The following is a 17,490-nucleotide window of genomic DNA, read 5'->3' as shown; positions in this document are numbered from 1 at the left end:
CAGCTCGCCGGGACCACACGGGAGGCGGCCTAGGATGACGATCATGAGCGAGGCACTCCGGGCCGCACCGCCCGAGGGCGGCCAGCACCGGCAGCCGATCGTCACCGCGGCCATCGAGCTGACCGCGACCGAGGGCTGGTCGGCGGTCACCATGGCGCGGCTGGCCGAGGCCGCTGGCGTGAGTCGCCAGACCGTGTACAACGAGATCGGCTCCAAGGCCGCGCTGGCCGAGGTGATGATCTCCCACGAGCTGGCCCGCTTCCTCGCCGTGGTGCGCACCGCGTTCGACCGGCACCCCGACGACCTGGTCGAGGCGATCTACGAGGCCATCCGCGCGGTGCTCGACCTCGCCGACGACAACACGCTGCTGCGCGCCATCGCGTCGGCGACCCACGGCACGGACACGGAACTGCTGCCCCTGCTCACCACGCGTGCGGGCTCGCTGCTCACCGAGGCGAAGACGATGCTGGTCGAGCGCGTGCGCACGTACGGGCCGCCGCTGGACGACGAGCAGATCGCCGTGGTGATCGACCTCGTGGTGCGCACCGTGCTCAGCCACGTGATGCAGCCGTCCGACACGCCCGCCCGCACGGCCGACGCGCTGGCCTGGGTGGTCGGGCGCGTGCTGGGCACGTCGGCGGCGCGGCCTATGCGCCGCGGCTGACCGGCGGCTGGGGCATGATGGACCCGTGGAGTCGACCAGGGTGGACCGCTGGCTGTGGGCCGTACGGCTGGCGAAAACGCGCTCGGACGCGGCCGCCGCGTGCCGGGGCGGGCACGTGCGCGTGAACGACCGCCCGGCCAAACCCGCCACCACCGTGGTCCCCGGCGACGAGGTCCGCGCCCGCATCGGCCAGACCACCCGCGTCGTCGAGGTCGTCCAGGTCATCCAGAAACGCGTCGGCGCACCCGAAGCCGCGAAATGCATCATCGACCGCACTCCGAAGCCGCCCCCGGAGGCCGCGATCCCGGTGGCGCACCGCGAGCGCGGCGCGGGCCGTCCGACGAAACGGGAACGCCGGGTGCTCGACGACTTCCGCTCACGCTGGAGCTGAGTCAGCGCAGGGTAGAGGCACGTCACCTACCCCACCCGAGCCCTCACCTCGCTCGCTATCCAGCCCTAAACACCACAACGACTTTGCCGCAACCCTGCTTTGGGAGGGCGGGGGTCTGTCTGGCGGGGCGGAGGGGCAGTAAGCGACCCGGCGTTGTCGGGGCTGTCGTGCTCATGTTTCCGCATCCGCCAAAGAAAATCCCGGATGCGGGACTCGGCGTGGGCGGCCTTCGGGGTGGTATTCGAAGTGCCACCATTCGTTGTCGTAGACGCGGTACAGGTGGTGGGCCGCGCCGTGGAGTTCGAGCCAGTGGGCGCCGTCGCGGGGGCGGATGTCGAGGGCGGTGCCGGTGACGTGGCGGGAGTTCGCCGGGGGCAGGGCGCGTCTGCGGGCCCGGGCCACCGAGCCGGTGCGGCGGACCTCCGCGGTGAAGAGGCGGTCCTGGGTGCCGGCGTCGCGGTGGCCGGAGGTGAGGCCGAGGAGGGTGCCGTGACGCCAGAGGGCGGTGGTGCGGGCCGCGACGAAAGCCGCGTGGGTGCCAGGCGACAGGCCGGTGAGGTCCTCGGACGGGAACCGGACCCTGAGCGCCCAGGAGCAGGCGACGGATCGCCCGAGGCCCGGAGCCACCAGGGAGGCCAGTGGCCACAACACGAAGGCGAGCAGACGGGTGATCACCCGGTAGCCGACGTCGCGCCGCCGGCCCGCGCGGTCCGAAGTGGACAGGCAAAGCCGCATGACTCCCCCAGGAGAACGTCTCATCCCAGCGCCTTCACCGCGGCCGCCGCGGCGCGGGCGACGAGGGCGTCGTCCGTGGGGGCGTCGGCGGCGGGACGGTCGGAGAACACCACGAACACGATCGGCGCGCGGCCCAGAGGCCAGGCGATCGCGATGTCGTTGCGGGTGCCGTGGTCGGCGGTGCCGGATTTGTCGGCGACCTGCCAGCCGGCGGGGACGCCCGCACGGACGAGGTGGGTGCCGGTGGTGCTGGCGCGCATGGTGTTCGTCAGGACGGTGCGCAGGGGCGCGGGCAGGGTGTCGCCGAGGACCACCGTGCGCAGCGACCGGGCCCAGGCACGCGGGGTGGTCGTGTCGCGCAGGTCGCCGGGGGCGGTTTCGTTGAGGGTGGGTTCGATGCGGTCGACGTGGGTGGTGGTGTCGCCGATCGAGCGCAGCCACGTGCTCAGCGCGGCCGGCCCGCCGAGCTCGCGGAAGAGCATGTTGCCGCCGGTGTTGTCGCTGTAGCGCAGGGCGGCGTCCATGATCGCGCTCAGCGTCATGCCGGCGCCCGCGTGTTTCTGGGTGATCGGCGAATCCGCGACGACGTCGGCCGGGCCGTACTTGATCACGCGGTCGAGCCCCGCCATCCCCACCTTCTGCAGCACGGCCGCGGCACTGAACACCTTGTGCGTCGACGCGTAGGCGAAGCGCTCGTCGGCGCGGTAGGCGACTTCGTGGCCCGAGCCGGTGTCCACGACGTACACGCCGAGCCGGGCGCCGAAAGAACGCTCGAGGTCTTCGAAGTCGTGGTTCGAGACCGTCGGCGAAGCGGAGGTGGCGGGCGGTGCGGCGGGCGGCAGAGCCTGCGGAGCCGGCGGCGCGCCACATCCCGCCAACGCCACCACAGCCACTGCCGCCACCGCCACCGCAGACTTGCTGAACACCGGGTTCCCCCTTCGGAAGTGATCGACATCCGCAGTCTCACCAAGGCTGCTCATGCTGTCCAAGACAGAAGTGGCCACTTCCATGCGCAATGGGCATACAGTGTGGTCGTGGACCTGATCGGAAGCTGCCGCGCGTTCGTCGGCGTGAGCGAAACCGGGAGCTTCACGGCGGGAGCGGCGGTGGCCGGCATCCCCCAGCCCGTGGCGAGCCGCCGGATCGCCGCGCTCGAACGCCACCTCGGCGAGCGACTCTTCGACCGCGCGACGCGGCGGGCCCAGCTCACGCCCTTCGGCCGCGACATGCTGCCGTCCGCGCGGCGCCTCGTCCACCTGGCCGACGCCATGGAGCACGACGCCAAGCGCGCCAAACTGCGTCCCCTGCGTCTCGCCGTGCCCGACACCTGCCCGACCCGCGACCTCGCCGAGCTCGACGCCGAGGCCCGCGCGCTCGGCATCTTCCTCGAGTTCCGCCCGGCGCCGCCCGGCGAGCGCGCCGAGCTCGTGCGCACGCAGGAGGTGCGCGCCGCCCTCGTCGCCGTGCCCGAGACCGATGCCGTGTGGACGGTGCCGCTCGGCGTCGCCGCCACGGAACGCCAGCAGCTGCCACCCGTGGTCCACCTCGAAACGCTGCGCGCCGGGCGCGCCACGAACGCCGAGCGCCGCCGCGTGTGGATCCAGCCCGAAGACGACGTCCCCCACATCCGCGACCGCGTGTTCCGCGTCCGCGACGCCGTGGGACTGCGACCCGCACAGGTCTCCGTCGCCGATTCCCTGACGGCCGCCGCGGCCGCCGTCTACGGTTCCGCCGACCTGCTCCTGTGCTCCCCCACGCAGGCCACCGAGCTCGGCCTGGGCTGGCGCCCCCTGGGCGACGGCCCCCTCGCCCGCGGCTTCGACGTCGCCGCCGCCCTCGGCGAAGACGCCCACCACTTGCGCACCCGCCTGCGCCCCGGCATCGCCCGCTGCCTCGGCGCCCCCGATCAGGAGAACGTGTGAACACCGAATCCCTGCTCCGCGACCTCCGCGAGGACCTCGACGACGGCGGCCTGCGCGGTTCGTTCCTCGTCCGCGACCTCAACACCGGCCAGGAGATCGGCCTCGACGCGGACCTGGAGTTCCCCAGCGCCTCGCTGGTCAAGGTGCCGCTCGCCGCGGCGACGTTGGAGCGCATCCGGCGAGGTGAGCTCGACGGCGCGACACAGCTGGAGGTCGAGCCCGGGCGGGTCACCACGGCCGGGCCGGCCGGGCTGGCGCGCTTCCGCCACCCGGCGCGCGTGGCGATCGACGATCTGCTCTACCTGAGCGTGGCGGTCAGCGACGGCACCGCGGCCGACGCGTTGTTCGAGCTCACGCCGCCGGCCGAGGTCACGCGGATGCTGCGCGAGTGGGGCATCGACGGCGTCTCCGTGCGGCACGCGACGGCGGAGCTGGCCGACACCCCCGCGGAACGGTTCGAGCCGGGCGAGGTGCACCTCGCGCACGCGCTGGCCATTCGCGCGGGCACGGCCGGGCGGGGGCACCCGGTGTCGCAGCTGGACGTCAGCCGGGCCAGTGCCGGTTCGGCGCGGGCGTATGTCGCGCTGCTGGAGGCGTTGTGGCGGCCGTCCAAAGTAGACACCGAGGTGGCGGCACGCACGCGGGACCTCATGGCCCACAACCTGCTGCGCCAGCGGCTCACGCCGGATTTCGCGTCCGACTCGACGAAATGGTCCGCCAAGACCGGCACGCTGCTGAACCTGCGGCACGAGGTCGGCGTGGCCGAGCACGCCGACGGGCAGGTGTTCGCGGTGGCCGCGCTCACCGAGTCGCGGGTGCCGGCGGCGATCCAGCCCGAGGCGGAGATCCTGATGGCCAGGGTCGCCCGCACGATGCGGGACCACCTGCGGTCACGCTGAAACTCAGCCCAGGCGGTCGAACCACCGGTCCACGACGGCGTCGGCGACCGTGGTGTCGTCGCGCAGGATGCTGGTGAGCGCGAGGCCTCGCAACATCATCAGCAGCGATTCGTAGCCGACCCGATCGTCTCCTGTGGACTCGAACGCCTTCCGCAGCTCCCGCCCCAGCTCGCGTTCCGCGGGCAGCAACGCCGCCCGCAACGCCGGGTCGGTCCGCGCGCCCAGCCAGAGTTCCAGCCCCGCCAGGAACAACGGCCCCGACATCGCCTCCCGCAACGCCGTCACCAAGTGCCGCCGCGAATCCGCGCCGGCGAGCCGCACCTGCGCCAGCTGCTGCTCGGCGATGTAGTGGATCGCCGCGACGAACAGGTCTGCCTTCGACCCGAAGTGGTGCAGCAGCGCACCCCGCGACACCCCCGCCCGCTCCTGCACGCGCTGCGTCGTCGTGCCGGCGTAACCGAACTCCACCAGGCACCCGACGGTGGCGTCCAGCAGGGTCTGGTGGGTACGCGCTCGTTGTTCGCTGCGGGTCACCCGGGCAGCCTACCGTTCTCGTTGACAGTCCAGACGGACTGTGAAAACCTCCGGGCATGCTCGCTGTGGAGTTGGTGCGCCGGGGTGCCCGGCGCTTCGCGGATCGCACGGCCGTGGTCGTCGGCGACCGGGAGTTCTCCTTCGCCGAAGTCGACGAGCGCGCCAGCCGCCTCGCCAACGCCCTGCTCGCCGCGGGCGCGGGCCGCGGCACGAGAGTGGGGCTGCTGGTCGACAACGGCGAGTGGTCCATCCCGCTCGACTTCGCGTGTCTCAAGGCCGGCGTGACCAGGGTGCCGCTCAACGCCCGCCTCGCCGTGGCCGAGCAGACCCGGATGCTCGCCGAATCCGGCGTGGCCCTGCTCGTGTACAGCATGCCCCTGGCCGAACGGGCCGCGACACTCGCCGAAGCCCTCGACGGCCTGAGGCTGGCGGGACTCGGTGACCGGCAACGCGCCCAGGACCTCGACCTCGTCGCCGAACTGGACCGCGTTCCGGCCGCCGACCCGCGCGTCCCCGTCGCCCCGGACGACGTCATGCTCGCCCTCTACACGTCCGGCACCACAGGCACGCTCAAGGCCGCGCAGCACACCCAGGCCGGCTACGCCGCGATCACCGCCAACATCCTCGCCAACCTCCTCTCCCCCGGCCGCGACTCGGCGATGCTGCACGCCGCGTCGCTCATCCACGCCAGCGGGACTTTCGTGCTGCCGTACTGGATCCGCGGCGGCCGCGCGGTCGTGCTGCCCGGCTTCGACCCCGAGTCCTATCCGGACTCGATCACCCGGCACCGCGTCACCGACATCAACCTCGTGCCGACGATGCTCGGCCTGCTGCTCGCCGGGTCGACTATGGACTCGGCGGCCACGCTCGACACCATCGTCTACGGCGCCAGCCCCATGCCGAAGCCGCTGATCCACGAAGCGCTGGACCGCTTCGGGCCGAAGTTCGTGCAGTACTACGGCCAAACCGAGGCTCCGTTGTGCCAGACGGTGCTCGGCAAGGCCGACCACCTGCAGAGTGACCTGCTCGGCTCGTGCGGTCACCCGGCCGTCGACGCGGAGCTCCTGCTGACCGATCCCGACGGGTATCCCGTGCCACGCGGGGAGATCGGCGAGATCCGCGTGCGCGCGCCGTTCACGATGAGCGGATACCTCGACGCGCCCGAGCTCACCGCGGAAACGCTCGTGGACGGCTGGATCCGCACGCGCGACCTGGCCCGCGCCGACGAGCGCGGCTACCTCTACCTGGTCGACCGCGCGAGCGACATGATCGTGACCGGCGGCTACAACGTCTACCCCCGCGAGGTCGAGGACGCGCTGGCCGCGCACCCGGCCGTGGCCGAGTCCGCCGTGGTCGGTGCGCCCGATCCGACGTGGGTCGAGGCTGTGACGGCGTTCGTCTCCCTGCGCCCCGGCGCCACAGTGTCCGAAGAGGACTTGCGCACGCACGTGCGCGGCCGGCTCGCCGGGTACAAGGTGCCCAAGAGCGTGCACGTGGTCGATGCGATCCCGAAGTCGGCGGTGGGCAAGATCCTGCGCCGCGCCCTGCGTGATCCCCTGTGGGAGGACCGATGAACGTCCTGGTCGAGAAGCGCGGCCCCGTCACGATCGTGACGATCGACCGGCCCGAACGGCGCAACGCCGTCGACCGCGCCACGGCCGAAGCGCTCGCCGGCGCGTTCCGCGCGTTCGACGCCGACGAGGACGCCTCCGTCGCCGTGTTGCAGGGCGCCGGCGGCACGTTCTGCGCGGGCGCCGACCTCAAAGCCGTCAGCGAGGGCCGGGGCAACCGCACCGAACCCTCGGGCGACGGGCCGATGGGACCGACGCGGCTGCGCCTGACCAAACCGGTCATCGCCGCGGTCAGCGGCCACGCCGTGGCGGGCGGGCTGGAAGTGGCGATCTGGTGCGACCTGCGCGTGGCCGACGAAACCGCTGTGTTCGGCGTGTTCTGCCGGCGCTGGGGCGTGCCGCTCATCGACGGCGGCACCGTGCGGCTGCCGCGCCTGATCGGCCAGAGCCACGCGCTGGACCTCATCCTCACCGGGCGCCCGGTCGAGGCCGACGAAGCGTTGCGGATCGGCCTGGCCAACCGCGTCGTCCCCGCCGGGCAGGCACTCGACGCGGCGGTCGAGCTCGCGAACAGCCTCGCCGCGTTCCCGCAGACCTGCCTGCGCGAAGACCGCGCGTCGGTGCTCGAACAACACGGCGCCACCGAAGAATCCGCCATGGCCAACGAGTTCAGCCACGGTCTGGTCTCCCTGTCGAGCGACACCGTCGCCGGCGCCACCCGCTTCGCCCGCGGCGCCGGCCGCCACGGTTCGTTCGACGCCTGAATCCGGGGCGGGGCACTGCGCGCAGGCCCCGCCCCGGATTCGTCACGCCGCGACGTAACCGGCGTCGAGCTCCCGATGGAGTGTCACGCGGTCGATCGCCTTCTCCCACTTGCCCACGACGAGTGTGGCCACGCAGTTGCCCGCGATGTTCGTGAACACGAACGCGGCCGACAGGACACTGTGGACACCCAGCACCAGCGCGATGCTGCTGACCGGGATCGTGTGCGTGGCCGCCAACGTCAGCGCCAGCACTGCGATGGCCGAACCCGACACACCCGCGCCGCCCTTGGACGTCAGCAGCAGCACGAACAGCAGGCCCAGCTGCGCCTGCCAGCTCAGGTCCGTGCCGGTGGCCTGCGCCAGGAACACGCTCACCGCGGCGAAGTAGAGGCACGTGCCGTCGTGGTTGAAGCTGTACGCGGTGGGCAGCACGAGCCCCACCACCGGCTCGTCCACGCCCAGCTTTTCGAGCTTCGCCGTGAGCTGCGGAAACACGCTTTCCGACGAGCTTGTGCCGAGCACCAGCACCAGCTCCGCGCGGAAGTACCGCAGCACCTTCCACAGGCTGACCCCGGCGTAGTGCGAGACCGGCCACAGCACGAGCACGAAGAACAGCACCACGATCAGGTAGAACACCCCGACCAGCTTGCCCAACGGCAACAGCGTGCTCAGCCCGTACTTCGACACCGTGAACGCGATGGCCCCGAACGCGGCGAACGGCGCGAGCCGCATGACCTTCTTGATGATCCAGAACAGCGACTGCTGCACGGTGCCGACGATGTTCAGCACCGGCTGCGCCTTTTCGCCCAGCGCGGCGAGACCGCAGGCGAACAGGACCGAGAACACCAGGACCTGCAGGATCTCGCCCTTGGCGAACGCGTCGACGGCCGACGTGGGCACGAGGCTCACGAGGAAGTCGTCGAAACCCTCCGACTTGGCCGGCGCCGCCGAAGCCGGCGCGTGCAGCGACGACGGGTCGATGTTCATGCCGACGCCGGGCTTCAGCACGTTGACCACCACGAGGCCGATCACCAGTGCGATCGTGGTGATCACCTCGAAGTACACAATGGACTTCACCGCGATGCGGCCGACCTTGCCGAGGTCTCGCACGCTGGCGATGCCGTGCGTGACCGTGCAGAAGATGATCAGGCCGACGACCATCTGGATGAGGTGGATGAAGATGTCGCCGAGGAAGTCGACGTGGTGGCCGACCGAGGGCGCGAGCGCGCCCACGAGCACGCCGACGACGACGCCGGCGAGGACCTGGAAGGTCAGGTCCTGGTAGAACGGCTTGCGCTTGCGGGTCTGCCCGGGGGCGCCCGTGGACGTGGTTTCGCTCATCGTCTTCCGGTTTCTCCGTTGAATCTCCGGTGGGGAAAGCTGGCGGCTAGCCGAGGATCCGGCGCGCCGGCGCGAACACCTCGTCGGCGTCGAGGCGGCGTGGGAGCAGGCCTTGTTCGAGGCACGCCTCGACGATCAGCTCGATCGGCCCGCTCAGCCGCTCGAAGCCGAACACCGTGGGGACCGGCGCGCCGTCGGGCCGCTCGACGGTCGCGTCGGCGCGGCGCAGCAGCTCGTACGCCTCGCGGACCGCACCGGGGTCGCGGCGGCTCACGGACTCCCCCGCGACGACCATGTGGTTGATCGGCATGAAGCCGTGCTCGCGCCACCACTGCTCGTCGCGCGCGGCGGCGTCGGGGATCACCCGCACGAACTCGTCGCCCTCGGGCAGGTCGTTGCCGAGGATGGTGGCGTCGATGCGGCCTTCGCGCAGGAGGTCGGGCAGGCTCGCTTCGCCGACGCCGTGCTCGACGAAGTCCGGGTCCTCGTACTCGGCGACGTGGGCGCCGTCGCGGGTGAGCCAGTGGATGTCGCGCGAGGCGAGGCCGAAGTCCTCGGTGAGGTGCGCCCGCACCCACATGCCGGTGGTCTGGGTGAAGGCGCGCACGCCGATGCGCTTGCCCTTGAGCTCGGCCGGGTCCACCGGGCGCGCCGCGTGGGCGATGAGGCAGCCGCGCTGGAACCGCGACGCGACCACGGCCGGCAGCAGCACCACAGGGCGGCCGTACGCGATCGCCTGCAGTGCCGTGACGATGGCCAGCTCGCTCAGGTCATAGGCCTCGTCGCGCACCATCGGGGCGAACGCCTTGTGCACCGGCGACACCGCGGTGAAGTCGAGCTCGACCGACGGGCTGGTGACCTCGCCGTTCTTGAGCGGCTTGGTGTGCGGGTAGTCCGCGAGGACGGTCCGCAGGATCGTGGGTTCAGGCACGGCTCGCACCCTTCAGCGACGGGTAGAAGGCGGCGGCGGTCCCGCCGAAGATCTGGTCGAGGTCGGCTTCGGGCAGCACGGAGACCGTCTCGCGGGCCTCGGCCAGCAGGTCGGGCAGCACGCCGTCGGCCGCGGGGAAGTTGGAGCCCCACGCGATGCGGGCGGCGCCGTAGGCCGCGACCAGGTCGGTGAGGAAGTCCTCGGTCGTGGACGCGCCCTTCGCCGACGCGGCCAGCGCGCGGTGGGTGAGCTTGAGGTGCACACCGGGGTAGGCGGCCAGGTCGAACAGGTCCTTGGCCAGGCGGTACGGGCGCCCGTCCGACAGGTCGGGGCGCGCGCAGTGGTCGAGCAGCACGCGCACGCGCGGGAAACGGTCGAGGATCTCGCGCAGCTTCGGCAGACCCTGGATCGTCATCTGCAGGCACACCGGGATGTCGTGCTTCTCGGCGTGGGCCCAGGCGGGGAACGAGTCCTCGTGGCCGAGCCAGTCGGCCTGGCCGGGCATGGTCGTGCCGGTGGTGAACAGGCGGAAGCCCGAGAGGCCGAGGCCCTGCCAGTGGTCGATCTTCTCGACGGCGTCGGGAGCCATCGCGTCGATCGAGTAGACGCCCGCGAAGCGGTCGGGGTGGCGGCGCAGCGCTTCGGCGACGTAGCGGTTGTCGTGGCCGTACACCGTGGACGCCTGCACGACCACGGCCTGCGCGATGCCCGCCGTGTCGAGGGCCCGTACGAGGCCGTCGATGTCCACCGGGTGCGCCTTCGACCACTCGCTCTGCTTCCCGCCGATGGGGTCGACTGGGTACTGGCCCGCGTCCGGGGAGATGACGTGGGTGTGCGAGTCGATGGTGTCCATGTGACCTCCTGTGAACCGGGGGTTCGGCGCAGCACCGGATCCTCGGCGACCCGGCTCGGAGCCCGCGCGCTCCCGCAGACGGGGACCATACACGATTGTTAACAATCTCGTACAAGATTGTGGGGACGATTTCGTTGGGGATCATGGTGAGCAGCGCCTCGTGAGCACAGCGCGAGCCGTTTCCCGTGGAATCCGTGCAGGTGGGAGGGTGCGGGACGGGTGGCCGTCCTGACAAGTGAGGGTGGCCGGAGACTCACTGGCCCGAATGATGGGACGGCGGCAGGGCGGGAGGGTTCGCCTGAACCGGGCATGAGGGACAACCGCGAGAAATCCGGCCGCGGACAGCACAACGCCCCAGGCTCCGGAGGTCCGGTGCCTGGGGCGTCGTAGCGATGGGAGCGGCGGTGACCCGGGATCAGCCGAACATGCCCACCTCGTAGTGGCCCGCCGGCTGCTGGGTGATCACGTTCATGCGGTTGTAGGTGTTGATGAGCGCGATGAGCATGGTGAGGCCGGTGAGCTGGTCCTCGTCGTAGTGCTTCGCGGCCTGCTGCCAGACCTCGTCGCTGACACCTCCCGCGGCGTCGGCGATGCGGGTGCCCTCTTCGGCCAGCTCGAGGGCCGCGCGCTCGGCGTCGGTGAAGACCGTGGCTTCGCGCCAGGCCGCGACGAGGTTGAGGCGAGTGGGCTCTTCGCCCGCGGCCACGGCTTCCTTGTAGTGCATGTCGGTGCAGAAGCCGCAGCCGTTGATCTGGCTGGCGCGCAGCTTCACGAGCTCCTGCGTCGCAGCGGGAAGGCCCGAGTCCGAGATCGGCTTGTTCGCCGCGTTGAGGTACTTCATGAACTTGCCGGCGACCGCGTTCTCGAAGAGGTTGAGTCGTGCGTCCACTGGTCTGCTCCTTCGCCCTTTTCCACTGGTTACGCACTCTTGACGGGTGGGCTCGCGAAGTTGTGACACCGGCAAATGTGACCTGCGTCTCACCCCAAGTCGGCCTCCGCGCGGATCTCGAGCGTCTCCCCCGGCTGGTGCAGCTCCAGCACGACGAGCTCGTTGCGCCCCCGCCGCCAGAGCGGCGCCGGGGCGTAGAGAGTCCGTTGTGGACCGCGGCTCCAGTAGCGGCCCAGGTTGAAGCCGTTGAGCCAGACGATGCCCTTCTCCCAGCCCGGCAGCGCGACGAACCCGTCGGCGGGCGCCCCGATCGTCACCGCGGCCCGGTGAAAGGCCGGACCGACGCCCGGGGCACCCGGTGTGAAGTGCACTGTGGACAGATCGTCGAGCGGCAACGGCCGGATCTCCCAGCCGAAGAGCTTCTGCTGGGTGTTCATGGCGACCCACCCGTCGATGCCCTTGCGGTCGGCGAGGTAGGGGCCGTAGTTGATCCGGCCCATCGTGTCCACGAGGATGTCGAGCTGGTTCTCCGCCTCCTCGAACACGAGGTCCACCGTGGCGTCGGGGGTGTTGCGGTCGAGGACGCCGACCTGCTTTCCACCGGCGAAGACCAGCGCGCGGTCGGCGAGGCCGTGGATGCTCAGGGTGCCGTTGTGCGGGCCCTGCACCTTCGTCCGGTAGTGGATGAGCCCCGTGGCCTGGCCGAGCTTCTCCATCGGCAACGGCTGCGGCGAGCGAACCACCTTCGACAACGCGGGCAGCGACTCCAGCAGCGACGCCGTCGCGTCCGGCTTCACCGTCTGCGGCGCCAGCCGCGGTGAACGGCCGGGGATCGGCCCGTCGGGCAGCTTCGTGTACTTGCCGATCACCTCCCGCAGCGCCGTGAACTTCGCGCCGAGGTCGCCCGCCTCCCCCACCGGCGAGTCGTAGTCGTAGCTCGTGACGGTGGGCTGGTAGGTCGTGCCGGAGGTGTTGGCCCCGCTCGTGAAGCCGAAGTTCGTGCCGCCGCAAGCCATGTACAGGTTCACCGACGCGCCGGAGGCGAGCACCGTGTCGATGTAGCCCGCCATCTGCTGGGGGTCGCGCGTGTTGTGCTGCTCGCCCCAGTGGTCGAACCAGCCGTCCCAGAACTCCGCCATCATCACCGGCTTGCCGGGCTGGAACTTCTTCAGTGCTTCGAGACTCGGCACCGGATTGCCGTCGCCCGTGCCGACTTCGAGCGTGCCCGGCAGCGAGCCGAAGCGCATGAAGAAGTCGGACGCGCCGTCGGCCGCGAACAGCAGGCTCGTGCACCCCCGCGAACGCAGGCTGTCGCGCAGGTGCGCCAGGTACGAGGTGTCGTTGCCGTAACTGCCGTATTCGTTCTCGATCTGCACGGCGATCACCGGCCCGCCGCGGTGCGCCTCCAGCGCGGCCAGGCGCGGCACGAGGTGGTCGTACCAGGCGTCCACGGCCTTGAGGTACTTCGGATCGGCGCACCGCAGTTCGAGGTCGCGGTCGGCGAGCAGCCACGCGGGCAGGCCGCCGAACTCCCACTCCGCGCAGATGTACGGGCTCGGCCGCACGATCACCCGCAGCCCCACCTCGCCGGCGGTGCGGATGAACTTCGGCAGGTCATGGCGGCCGCTGAAGTCCGGCGGGCCCGGCTTCGGCTGGTGGAAGTTCCACGCCACGTACGTCTCGACCGTGTTCAGGCCGAGCGCCCGCAACCGCTCCAGTCGGTCGCGCCACTGGTCGGGGTGGATGCGGAAATAGTGCACGGCACCCGAGATGATCTGGAACGGCTTGCCGTCCAACAGGAACTGCTCACCGGACACGGTCAGTCCCCCACGACCCGCCGCGTCGGCGGGCCCGGCGAACACCGTGCTCGCCGCGGCCAGCCCGGCGACCCCGCCGAGGAAACTCCTCCTGCTCACTGCATTCACGAAGCTCTCCGTCCTTCGGGGTCAGCCGAGCGTCGCGGCTCGGGCCTGGGTGATGAACGCGTCGAGGACCCCGTCGCCGACGAGTGCCTGCCGCACCCCCCACCGGTTGGTGTCGCCCGTCTTCACGGCCTGGGCCCGGGCGACGAGATCGTCGGCGGACGCGGTGAGCCGCTGCGCCGCCTTGGTGTCACCACGCCCGGCCGCCGCGAGGGCGTCGAGCTGGTCGACCATCGCGCCACCCCACAGAGCCGTCGCATCGAGCCACGGTGAAGCCTCGTCGACGAACGCGCTCTCCACCCGGCCGCCGCGGATGACCTTCGCGGCATCGCGGATCTGCACCGCGTACGCCCGCAGGTCGGCCACCCGGTGATCACCCGCGTTCCACCGCTGCCAGAACGCCTTCGTCTTCGCCGCCAGCACCGGGGCCTGCGGCTGCCACGGCGTCGGGCCGAACGTCGGGGCCAGGTGCTCGAGGTCGGCGAACACCTGCAACGCGGCCGTCGCCCGGGCGTCGCCGCCCGCGAGCCGCGCAAGCGCTTGCGGCCACGAGCGCTCCGGCGAGTACCCCGCGTCGTTCCACGCGAAGTCCGTGGCGCCGAACTCGGCGACCTCGCTGGCCGCCTCCTGGTTCATCGGGTTGGCGACGATCCCGTTGAGGTACTGCGAAAGCCCGGCCTCGCGCTGGGCGTAGGGCGCGAGCAGCAGCCGGCCGGCGGACTGCTCGTAGTCGTTCACGGGGTAGTTGTCCCAGAGGAACACCTTGCGGCCGTACACAGTGGACACCTGCTGCGCCTCGTCGGTGGTGACGCTCGGCGGCACCACGTCCGTGCCGGTCCACTGCACGACCACCGACGGGTCGAGGTTCTCGCGCAGCTCGGTCTTGTACGGCGAGTCCTTGAGGTCGCTGTACTCGGTGGGCACCGTCTGCAGTGGACGGGCACCGTCGTGGGTCTCGACGAAGCCACTCGTGATCGCGTTGAGCAGCGACACCTGGGCCGTGCCCGCCGCGGCCTGGCCGGGCGCGCCGAACGCCGTCTGGTCGGCGGCGCAGTTCCACTTGGTGTAGGAGATGTCGTCGAACGGGATCGAGAACGACCGCACGCCGAGGTCGTACACCGACTGCAGCTTCGCCTTCACCGCGGCGAGATCGTCGGGCGAGGAGAAGCAGATCGACACGCCGGGCGAGAGCGCGTAGGTGAAGTCGACGTGGTGCGCGGTCGCCGACCGCACCAGCTGCCCGAGCGTGGCCAGCTCGTCGGCGGGGTACGGATCGCGCCACTGCGCGCGCAGGTAGGCGTCGTCCTTGGCGCTGTAGACGTAGGTGTTGGCCTTGACCTCGCCGAGGAACGCGATCTGCCGCAGCCGGTCGGCGGTGCTCCACGGCGGGCCGTAGAAGCCCTCGATCGACCCGCGCAACGCCATGTTCGGCCAGTCGCGCACGGCCACGCCGCTGATGGCCCAGCCGTGACCGGACCGGACGAACAGCTGCCGCAACGTCTGCGCGCCGTAGTACTGGCCCGAGCCGTCGCGCCCGGCGATCACGATCTCGCCGCGCGTGGTGGTGAGCGAGTAGCCCTCGGCCTGGGCCGGTGCGGTGGTGCCGGCGCCGAGGCGGACAACCAGCGCGTGGCCCTGACGGGGTTCCCGGGTTACCGTGGTGACCTTGCGCGCACCGTGCTGCCGGAACAGCGTGGTGACGAGGTCTTTCGCGGCGGCGTCGGTGGTGCCGTCGGTGACGAGCACGACCTCGTCGGGCACGGCGAGGTCGGCCGAGTCGCGGGCGAACGACTGCGGCGTGGGCGTGACGACAGGCAGTGGCTGGTGCTGGGCGGGCGCGGCCGTGGCCGGCTGCGTGACGAGTGCGGCGAGCGAAACCCCGGCCGCGAGCACGGCGGCCAGGTGGCGCTTTCGTGAAGTCATGAAGGGGATCCCTCGGGTCAGGCGGCCGGCGCCACGGTGCGGTACAGGGCGAAGGTCGAGAGGTACGGCGTGTCCCGCGCCTGGGTGATCACCACGCGCAGGTGGCTGGTCGTCACGGGTGCGGAGAGCGTGACCAGGCGGGTGTAGCCGATGGTGGTGACGGTGCCGAGCGTCTGCCACGCGCCGTTGACCTCGGCCTGCACGGTCGCGCCCTCCACGTGCTGGCCGCGGCTGATGTCCTCGCCCAGACGGATCTGGTCGAACGTCGCGGGCCGGGCGAGCGGCACGTCGAGTGTTCCCGCGAGCGCACCGTGCGGTGGGGTCCACGACGTGGTCAGCGAACCGTCGGTGACCGCGGCGCCTGCCTTGTCGCCGGGCCAAGCGTGGGCCTGGTTCACCTGCGTGGCGGCGACGGATTGCCCGAAGGCGGCCAAAGCCGCGACGTCCGCGGGGGCGAACTCGCCGTCCGGGCCGGGCGGCACGTTCAGCAGCAGCGAGGAGTTGCGCCCGACCGTGCGCCGGTAGATGTCGACGAGTTGCGCGGCGGTTTTCGGCTGCTCTCCCGTGTGGAAGAACCAGCCGGGGCGGATCGAGACGTCGGATTCGGCCGGCGCCCACTGCAGGAAGCGCACGGACGGGTCGGCCAGCACCTGGCGCGAGCCGAGGTCGGTGGCCGTCGCGCCGCCGAGGAACAGCTCCTCGTTGTGCGCGGTGTTCGGGTCGCCGGTCGTCGGCAGCGGGCTCCACTCCGTGGTCCGCGCCTGGCCGGCCTCGTTGCCGACCCAGCGCACGCCGGCCGGACCGGCGAACGTGACGGTGTTCGGCGAGAGCGCGTGGATCATCGAGAACCAGGTGGTGAAGTCGTAGTTCTCGCTGACGCCGCGGTCGCGCCACGGGTTGGCGCCGTCGAGCCACAGCTCGTCGATCGGGCCGTACTGGGTGAACAGTTCGTAGAGCTGGTTGAGGTAGTAGGTGTTGTAGTCGTCCTCGTCCACGGTGAAGCGCGGCAGCTTCCCGGCGGCCAGCGCGGCGGCTCGGTCGTCGTGCGCCACCAGCGTGGGGATGGTCCGTTCGGTCACGGCGCTGCCGGTGCCGTAGCGGCCCTGGCCCTGCGGGGCGCTCGCGCGGTCGTCGTAGGTGGCCTGTTCCTCGATGGACAGCGACTGGCCGGCGGCGACCTTCGCCTCGATCCGCTTGACCTCGTCGGCGAAGAAGGTCGCGGGCAGCTCGGCGCCGTCGGCGGGCGAGAGGTAGACGCCGACCTTGAGGCCGGCCTTGCGCGCGGAATCCACGTAGTCGCGCAGGATGTCGCCGCGCGGGTTGGTGCAGCCCGCGTCGCGCGCCTGCCAGAAGGCGGACGGGTCCTGCGAGCGCGTGGCCTGCGCAGTTTGGCGTGCGGCGTCGGCCTTCGGGTCGGTGCAAGCCGCGCCGAGCCACCACGGGCTGGCGACGACGGAGTGGTCGGTGTAGCGGGTCGGGTAGAGCACGAAACCGTCGTGGTGCTTGGCGGTGAGCATCACCTGCGTGACGCCGGCGGCCTTGAGCGAGCGCATCCACTGGTCGGTGTCCACGGCCGGTGGCGCGAACGTCGACTCCTTCTCGGCGCCCGAACCCCATTCGCGGTCGGTGAAGGTGTTCATGCCGAAGTGCGTGAACGCGGTGACGGGCCGCTGCTGCCAGGCGAGCTGGCCGGGCCGTGGCACGACGGCGGCGGCCTTGGCCAGGACGCGGTCCATGCCGTCGCACGGCTGGACGGTCATGATCGCCGCGGTCTTGATCGGTCCGGTGCAGCCGCGGTCCGGCGGTGCGGCGACACCGGGCGTGGCCGTGGATCCGGCCACGGCGAGGGAAAACAGTGCGGCCAGAACGGCGTTCCGGCGCGTCGAGATCGGCACGTGCTCCTCCTGACGGGTCCGCGCGGCCGCGTGCCCCGGTGGCGGCCGGCGACGAGCTGGTGGATCGCCCAGCACACTAGGTGCGTGATCCATCGGATGTCTAGACCTACTCGGGGGAGGCGCACAGGGCTGTCCGTTCCCTGTCTTCCCGGGGAATCTGTGTTCGTGCCTGGTTGACGCCGTTCACTCGGGGCTGAGTTTCCACCACGAGAAAGGTCAGTCGTCCGATGGGTCTGGACCGATGCTGTCGTCGAGC

Annotated in this window: 16 protein-coding genes; 6 read left to right on the top strand and 10 right to left on the bottom strand. The window is 71.2% G+C overall.

All coding sequences use genetic code 11. The features are described 5' to 3' along the window. Positions 1 to 34: 34 nt before the first annotated feature. Positions 35 to 664: a TetR family transcriptional regulator gene (locus K1T34_RS37095; RefSeq protein ID WP_220239384.1), complete on the top strand. Its 630-nt coding sequence runs from the start codon at positions 35 to 37 to the stop codon at positions 662 to 664. A 25-nt stretch (positions 665 to 689) separates the two neighbouring features. Continuing rightward, positions 690 to 1,055 carry an RNA-binding S4 domain-containing protein gene (locus tag K1T34_RS37090; RefSeq protein WP_220239383.1) on the top strand — a complete coding sequence of 122 codons (366 nt, stop codon included), beginning with the start codon at positions 690 to 692 and terminating at the stop codon, positions 1,053 to 1,055. Between the two features lie 171 nt (positions 1,056 to 1,226). On the opposite strand, the gene K1T34_RS37085 is transcribed toward K1T34_RS37090, so the two are convergent. Together K1T34_RS37085 and bla are read right to left on the bottom strand one after the other, a co-directional pair. Then, entirely contained in the window at positions 1,227 to 1,814 is a 588-nt protein-coding gene (locus tag K1T34_RS37085) for a D-alanyl-D-alanine carboxypeptidase family protein (RefSeq protein ID WP_255637819.1), read from the bottom strand. After that, the gene (gene bla / locus K1T34_RS37080) at positions 1,811 to 2,716 is read right to left on the bottom strand and encodes a class A beta-lactamase (protein WP_255637818.1); all 906 of its coding nucleotides are present in this window, start codon (positions 2,714 to 2,716) and stop codon (positions 1,811 to 1,813) included. The genes K1T34_RS37085 and bla overlap by 4 nt, the downstream gene beginning before the upstream one ends. Positions 2,717 to 2,818: 102 nt before the next feature. On the opposite strand from bla, the gene K1T34_RS37075 reads away from it, so the two are divergent. Both K1T34_RS37075 and K1T34_RS37070 read left to right on the top strand, forming a co-directional pair. Continuing rightward, positions 2,819 to 3,712 carry a LysR family transcriptional regulator gene (locus K1T34_RS37075; RefSeq protein ID WP_220239381.1) on the top strand — a complete coding sequence of 298 codons (894 nt, stop codon included), beginning with the start codon at positions 2,819 to 2,821 and terminating at the stop codon, positions 3,710 to 3,712. Then, the gene (locus K1T34_RS37070) at positions 3,709 to 4,611 is read left to right on the top strand and encodes a serine hydrolase (protein ID WP_220239380.1); all 903 of its coding nucleotides are present in this window, start codon (positions 3,709 to 3,711) and stop codon (positions 4,609 to 4,611) included. Before K1T34_RS37075 ends, K1T34_RS37070 begins: the two co-directional genes overlap by 4 nt. Before the next feature lie 3 nt (positions 4,612 to 4,614). Here K1T34_RS37070 and K1T34_RS37065 read toward each other — a convergent pair whose 3' ends face one another. After that, a complete protein-coding gene (locus K1T34_RS37065; protein WP_220239379.1) occupies positions 4,615 to 5,145 on the bottom strand; it encodes a TetR/AcrR family transcriptional regulator in 531 nt (176 codons plus the stop codon). Positions 5,146 to 5,201: 56 nt separating this feature from the next. Between K1T34_RS37065 and K1T34_RS37060 the strand changes: the two genes are divergently transcribed. Further along, the gene (locus tag K1T34_RS37060) at positions 5,202 to 6,719 is read left to right on the top strand and encodes an AMP-binding protein (protein ID WP_220239378.1); all 1,518 of its coding nucleotides are present in this window, start codon (positions 5,202 to 5,204) and stop codon (positions 6,717 to 6,719) included. Next, on the top strand, positions 6,716 to 7,480 hold the full coding sequence (locus K1T34_RS37055) for a crotonase/enoyl-CoA hydratase family protein (RefSeq protein ID WP_220239377.1): 765 nt from the start codon (positions 6,716 to 6,718) through the stop codon (positions 7,478 to 7,480). The genes K1T34_RS37060 and K1T34_RS37055 overlap by 4 nt, the downstream gene beginning before the upstream one ends. 42 nt (positions 7,481 to 7,522) lie before the next feature. Here K1T34_RS37055 and K1T34_RS37050 read toward each other — a convergent pair whose 3' ends face one another. The 7 genes from K1T34_RS37050 to K1T34_RS37020 all read right to left on the bottom strand — a co-directional run bounded on the left by K1T34_RS37050 (position 7,523) and on the right by K1T34_RS37020 (position 17,234). Continuing rightward, on the bottom strand, positions 7,523 to 8,821 hold the full coding sequence (locus K1T34_RS37050; RefSeq protein ID WP_220239376.1) for a cation:dicarboxylate symporter family transporter: 1,299 nt from the start codon (positions 8,819 to 8,821) through the stop codon (positions 7,523 to 7,525). Between the two features lie 46 nt (positions 8,822 to 8,867). Then, a complete protein-coding gene (locus K1T34_RS37045; RefSeq protein ID WP_220239375.1) occupies positions 8,868 to 9,752 on the bottom strand; it encodes a hypothetical protein in 885 nt (294 codons plus the stop codon). Beyond that, entirely contained in the window at positions 9,745 to 10,605 is an 861-nt protein-coding gene (locus K1T34_RS37040) for an amidohydrolase (RefSeq protein ID WP_220239374.1), read from the bottom strand. The genes K1T34_RS37045 and K1T34_RS37040 overlap by 8 nt, the downstream gene beginning before the upstream one ends. Before the next feature lie 415 nt (positions 10,606 to 11,020). Beyond that, the gene (locus K1T34_RS37035; RefSeq protein ID WP_220239373.1) at positions 11,021 to 11,494 is read right to left on the bottom strand and encodes a carboxymuconolactone decarboxylase family protein; all 474 of its coding nucleotides are present in this window, start codon (positions 11,492 to 11,494) and stop codon (positions 11,021 to 11,023) included. Between the two features lie 89 nt (positions 11,495 to 11,583). Further along, a complete protein-coding gene (locus K1T34_RS37030; RefSeq protein WP_220239372.1) occupies positions 11,584 to 13,419 on the bottom strand; it encodes a beta-galactosidase family protein in 1,836 nt (611 codons plus the stop codon). 21 nt (positions 13,420 to 13,440) lie between these two features. Further along, positions 13,441 to 15,339, bottom strand: coding sequence for a beta-N-acetylglucosaminidase domain-containing protein (locus K1T34_RS37025; RefSeq protein WP_220239371.1), 1,899 nt, complete (start codon positions 15,337 to 15,339; stop codon positions 13,441 to 13,443). Positions 15,340 to 15,356: 17 nt separating this feature from the next. Next, complete coding sequence (locus tag K1T34_RS37020; protein ID WP_220239370.1) at positions 15,357 to 17,234, bottom strand: alpha-L-fucosidase; 1,878 nt, start codon at positions 17,232 to 17,234, stop codon at positions 15,357 to 15,359. Between the last annotated feature and the right edge of the window lie 256 nt (positions 17,235 to 17,490).

This window comes from Amycolatopsis sp. DSM 110486 (assembly GCF_019468465.1).
Taxonomy (GTDB): domain Bacteria; phylum Actinomycetota; class Actinomycetes; order Mycobacteriales; family Pseudonocardiaceae; genus Amycolatopsis.
Note: the sequence above shows the minus strand (reverse complement) of the source record. Positions and strands in the feature narration are given on the sequence as shown.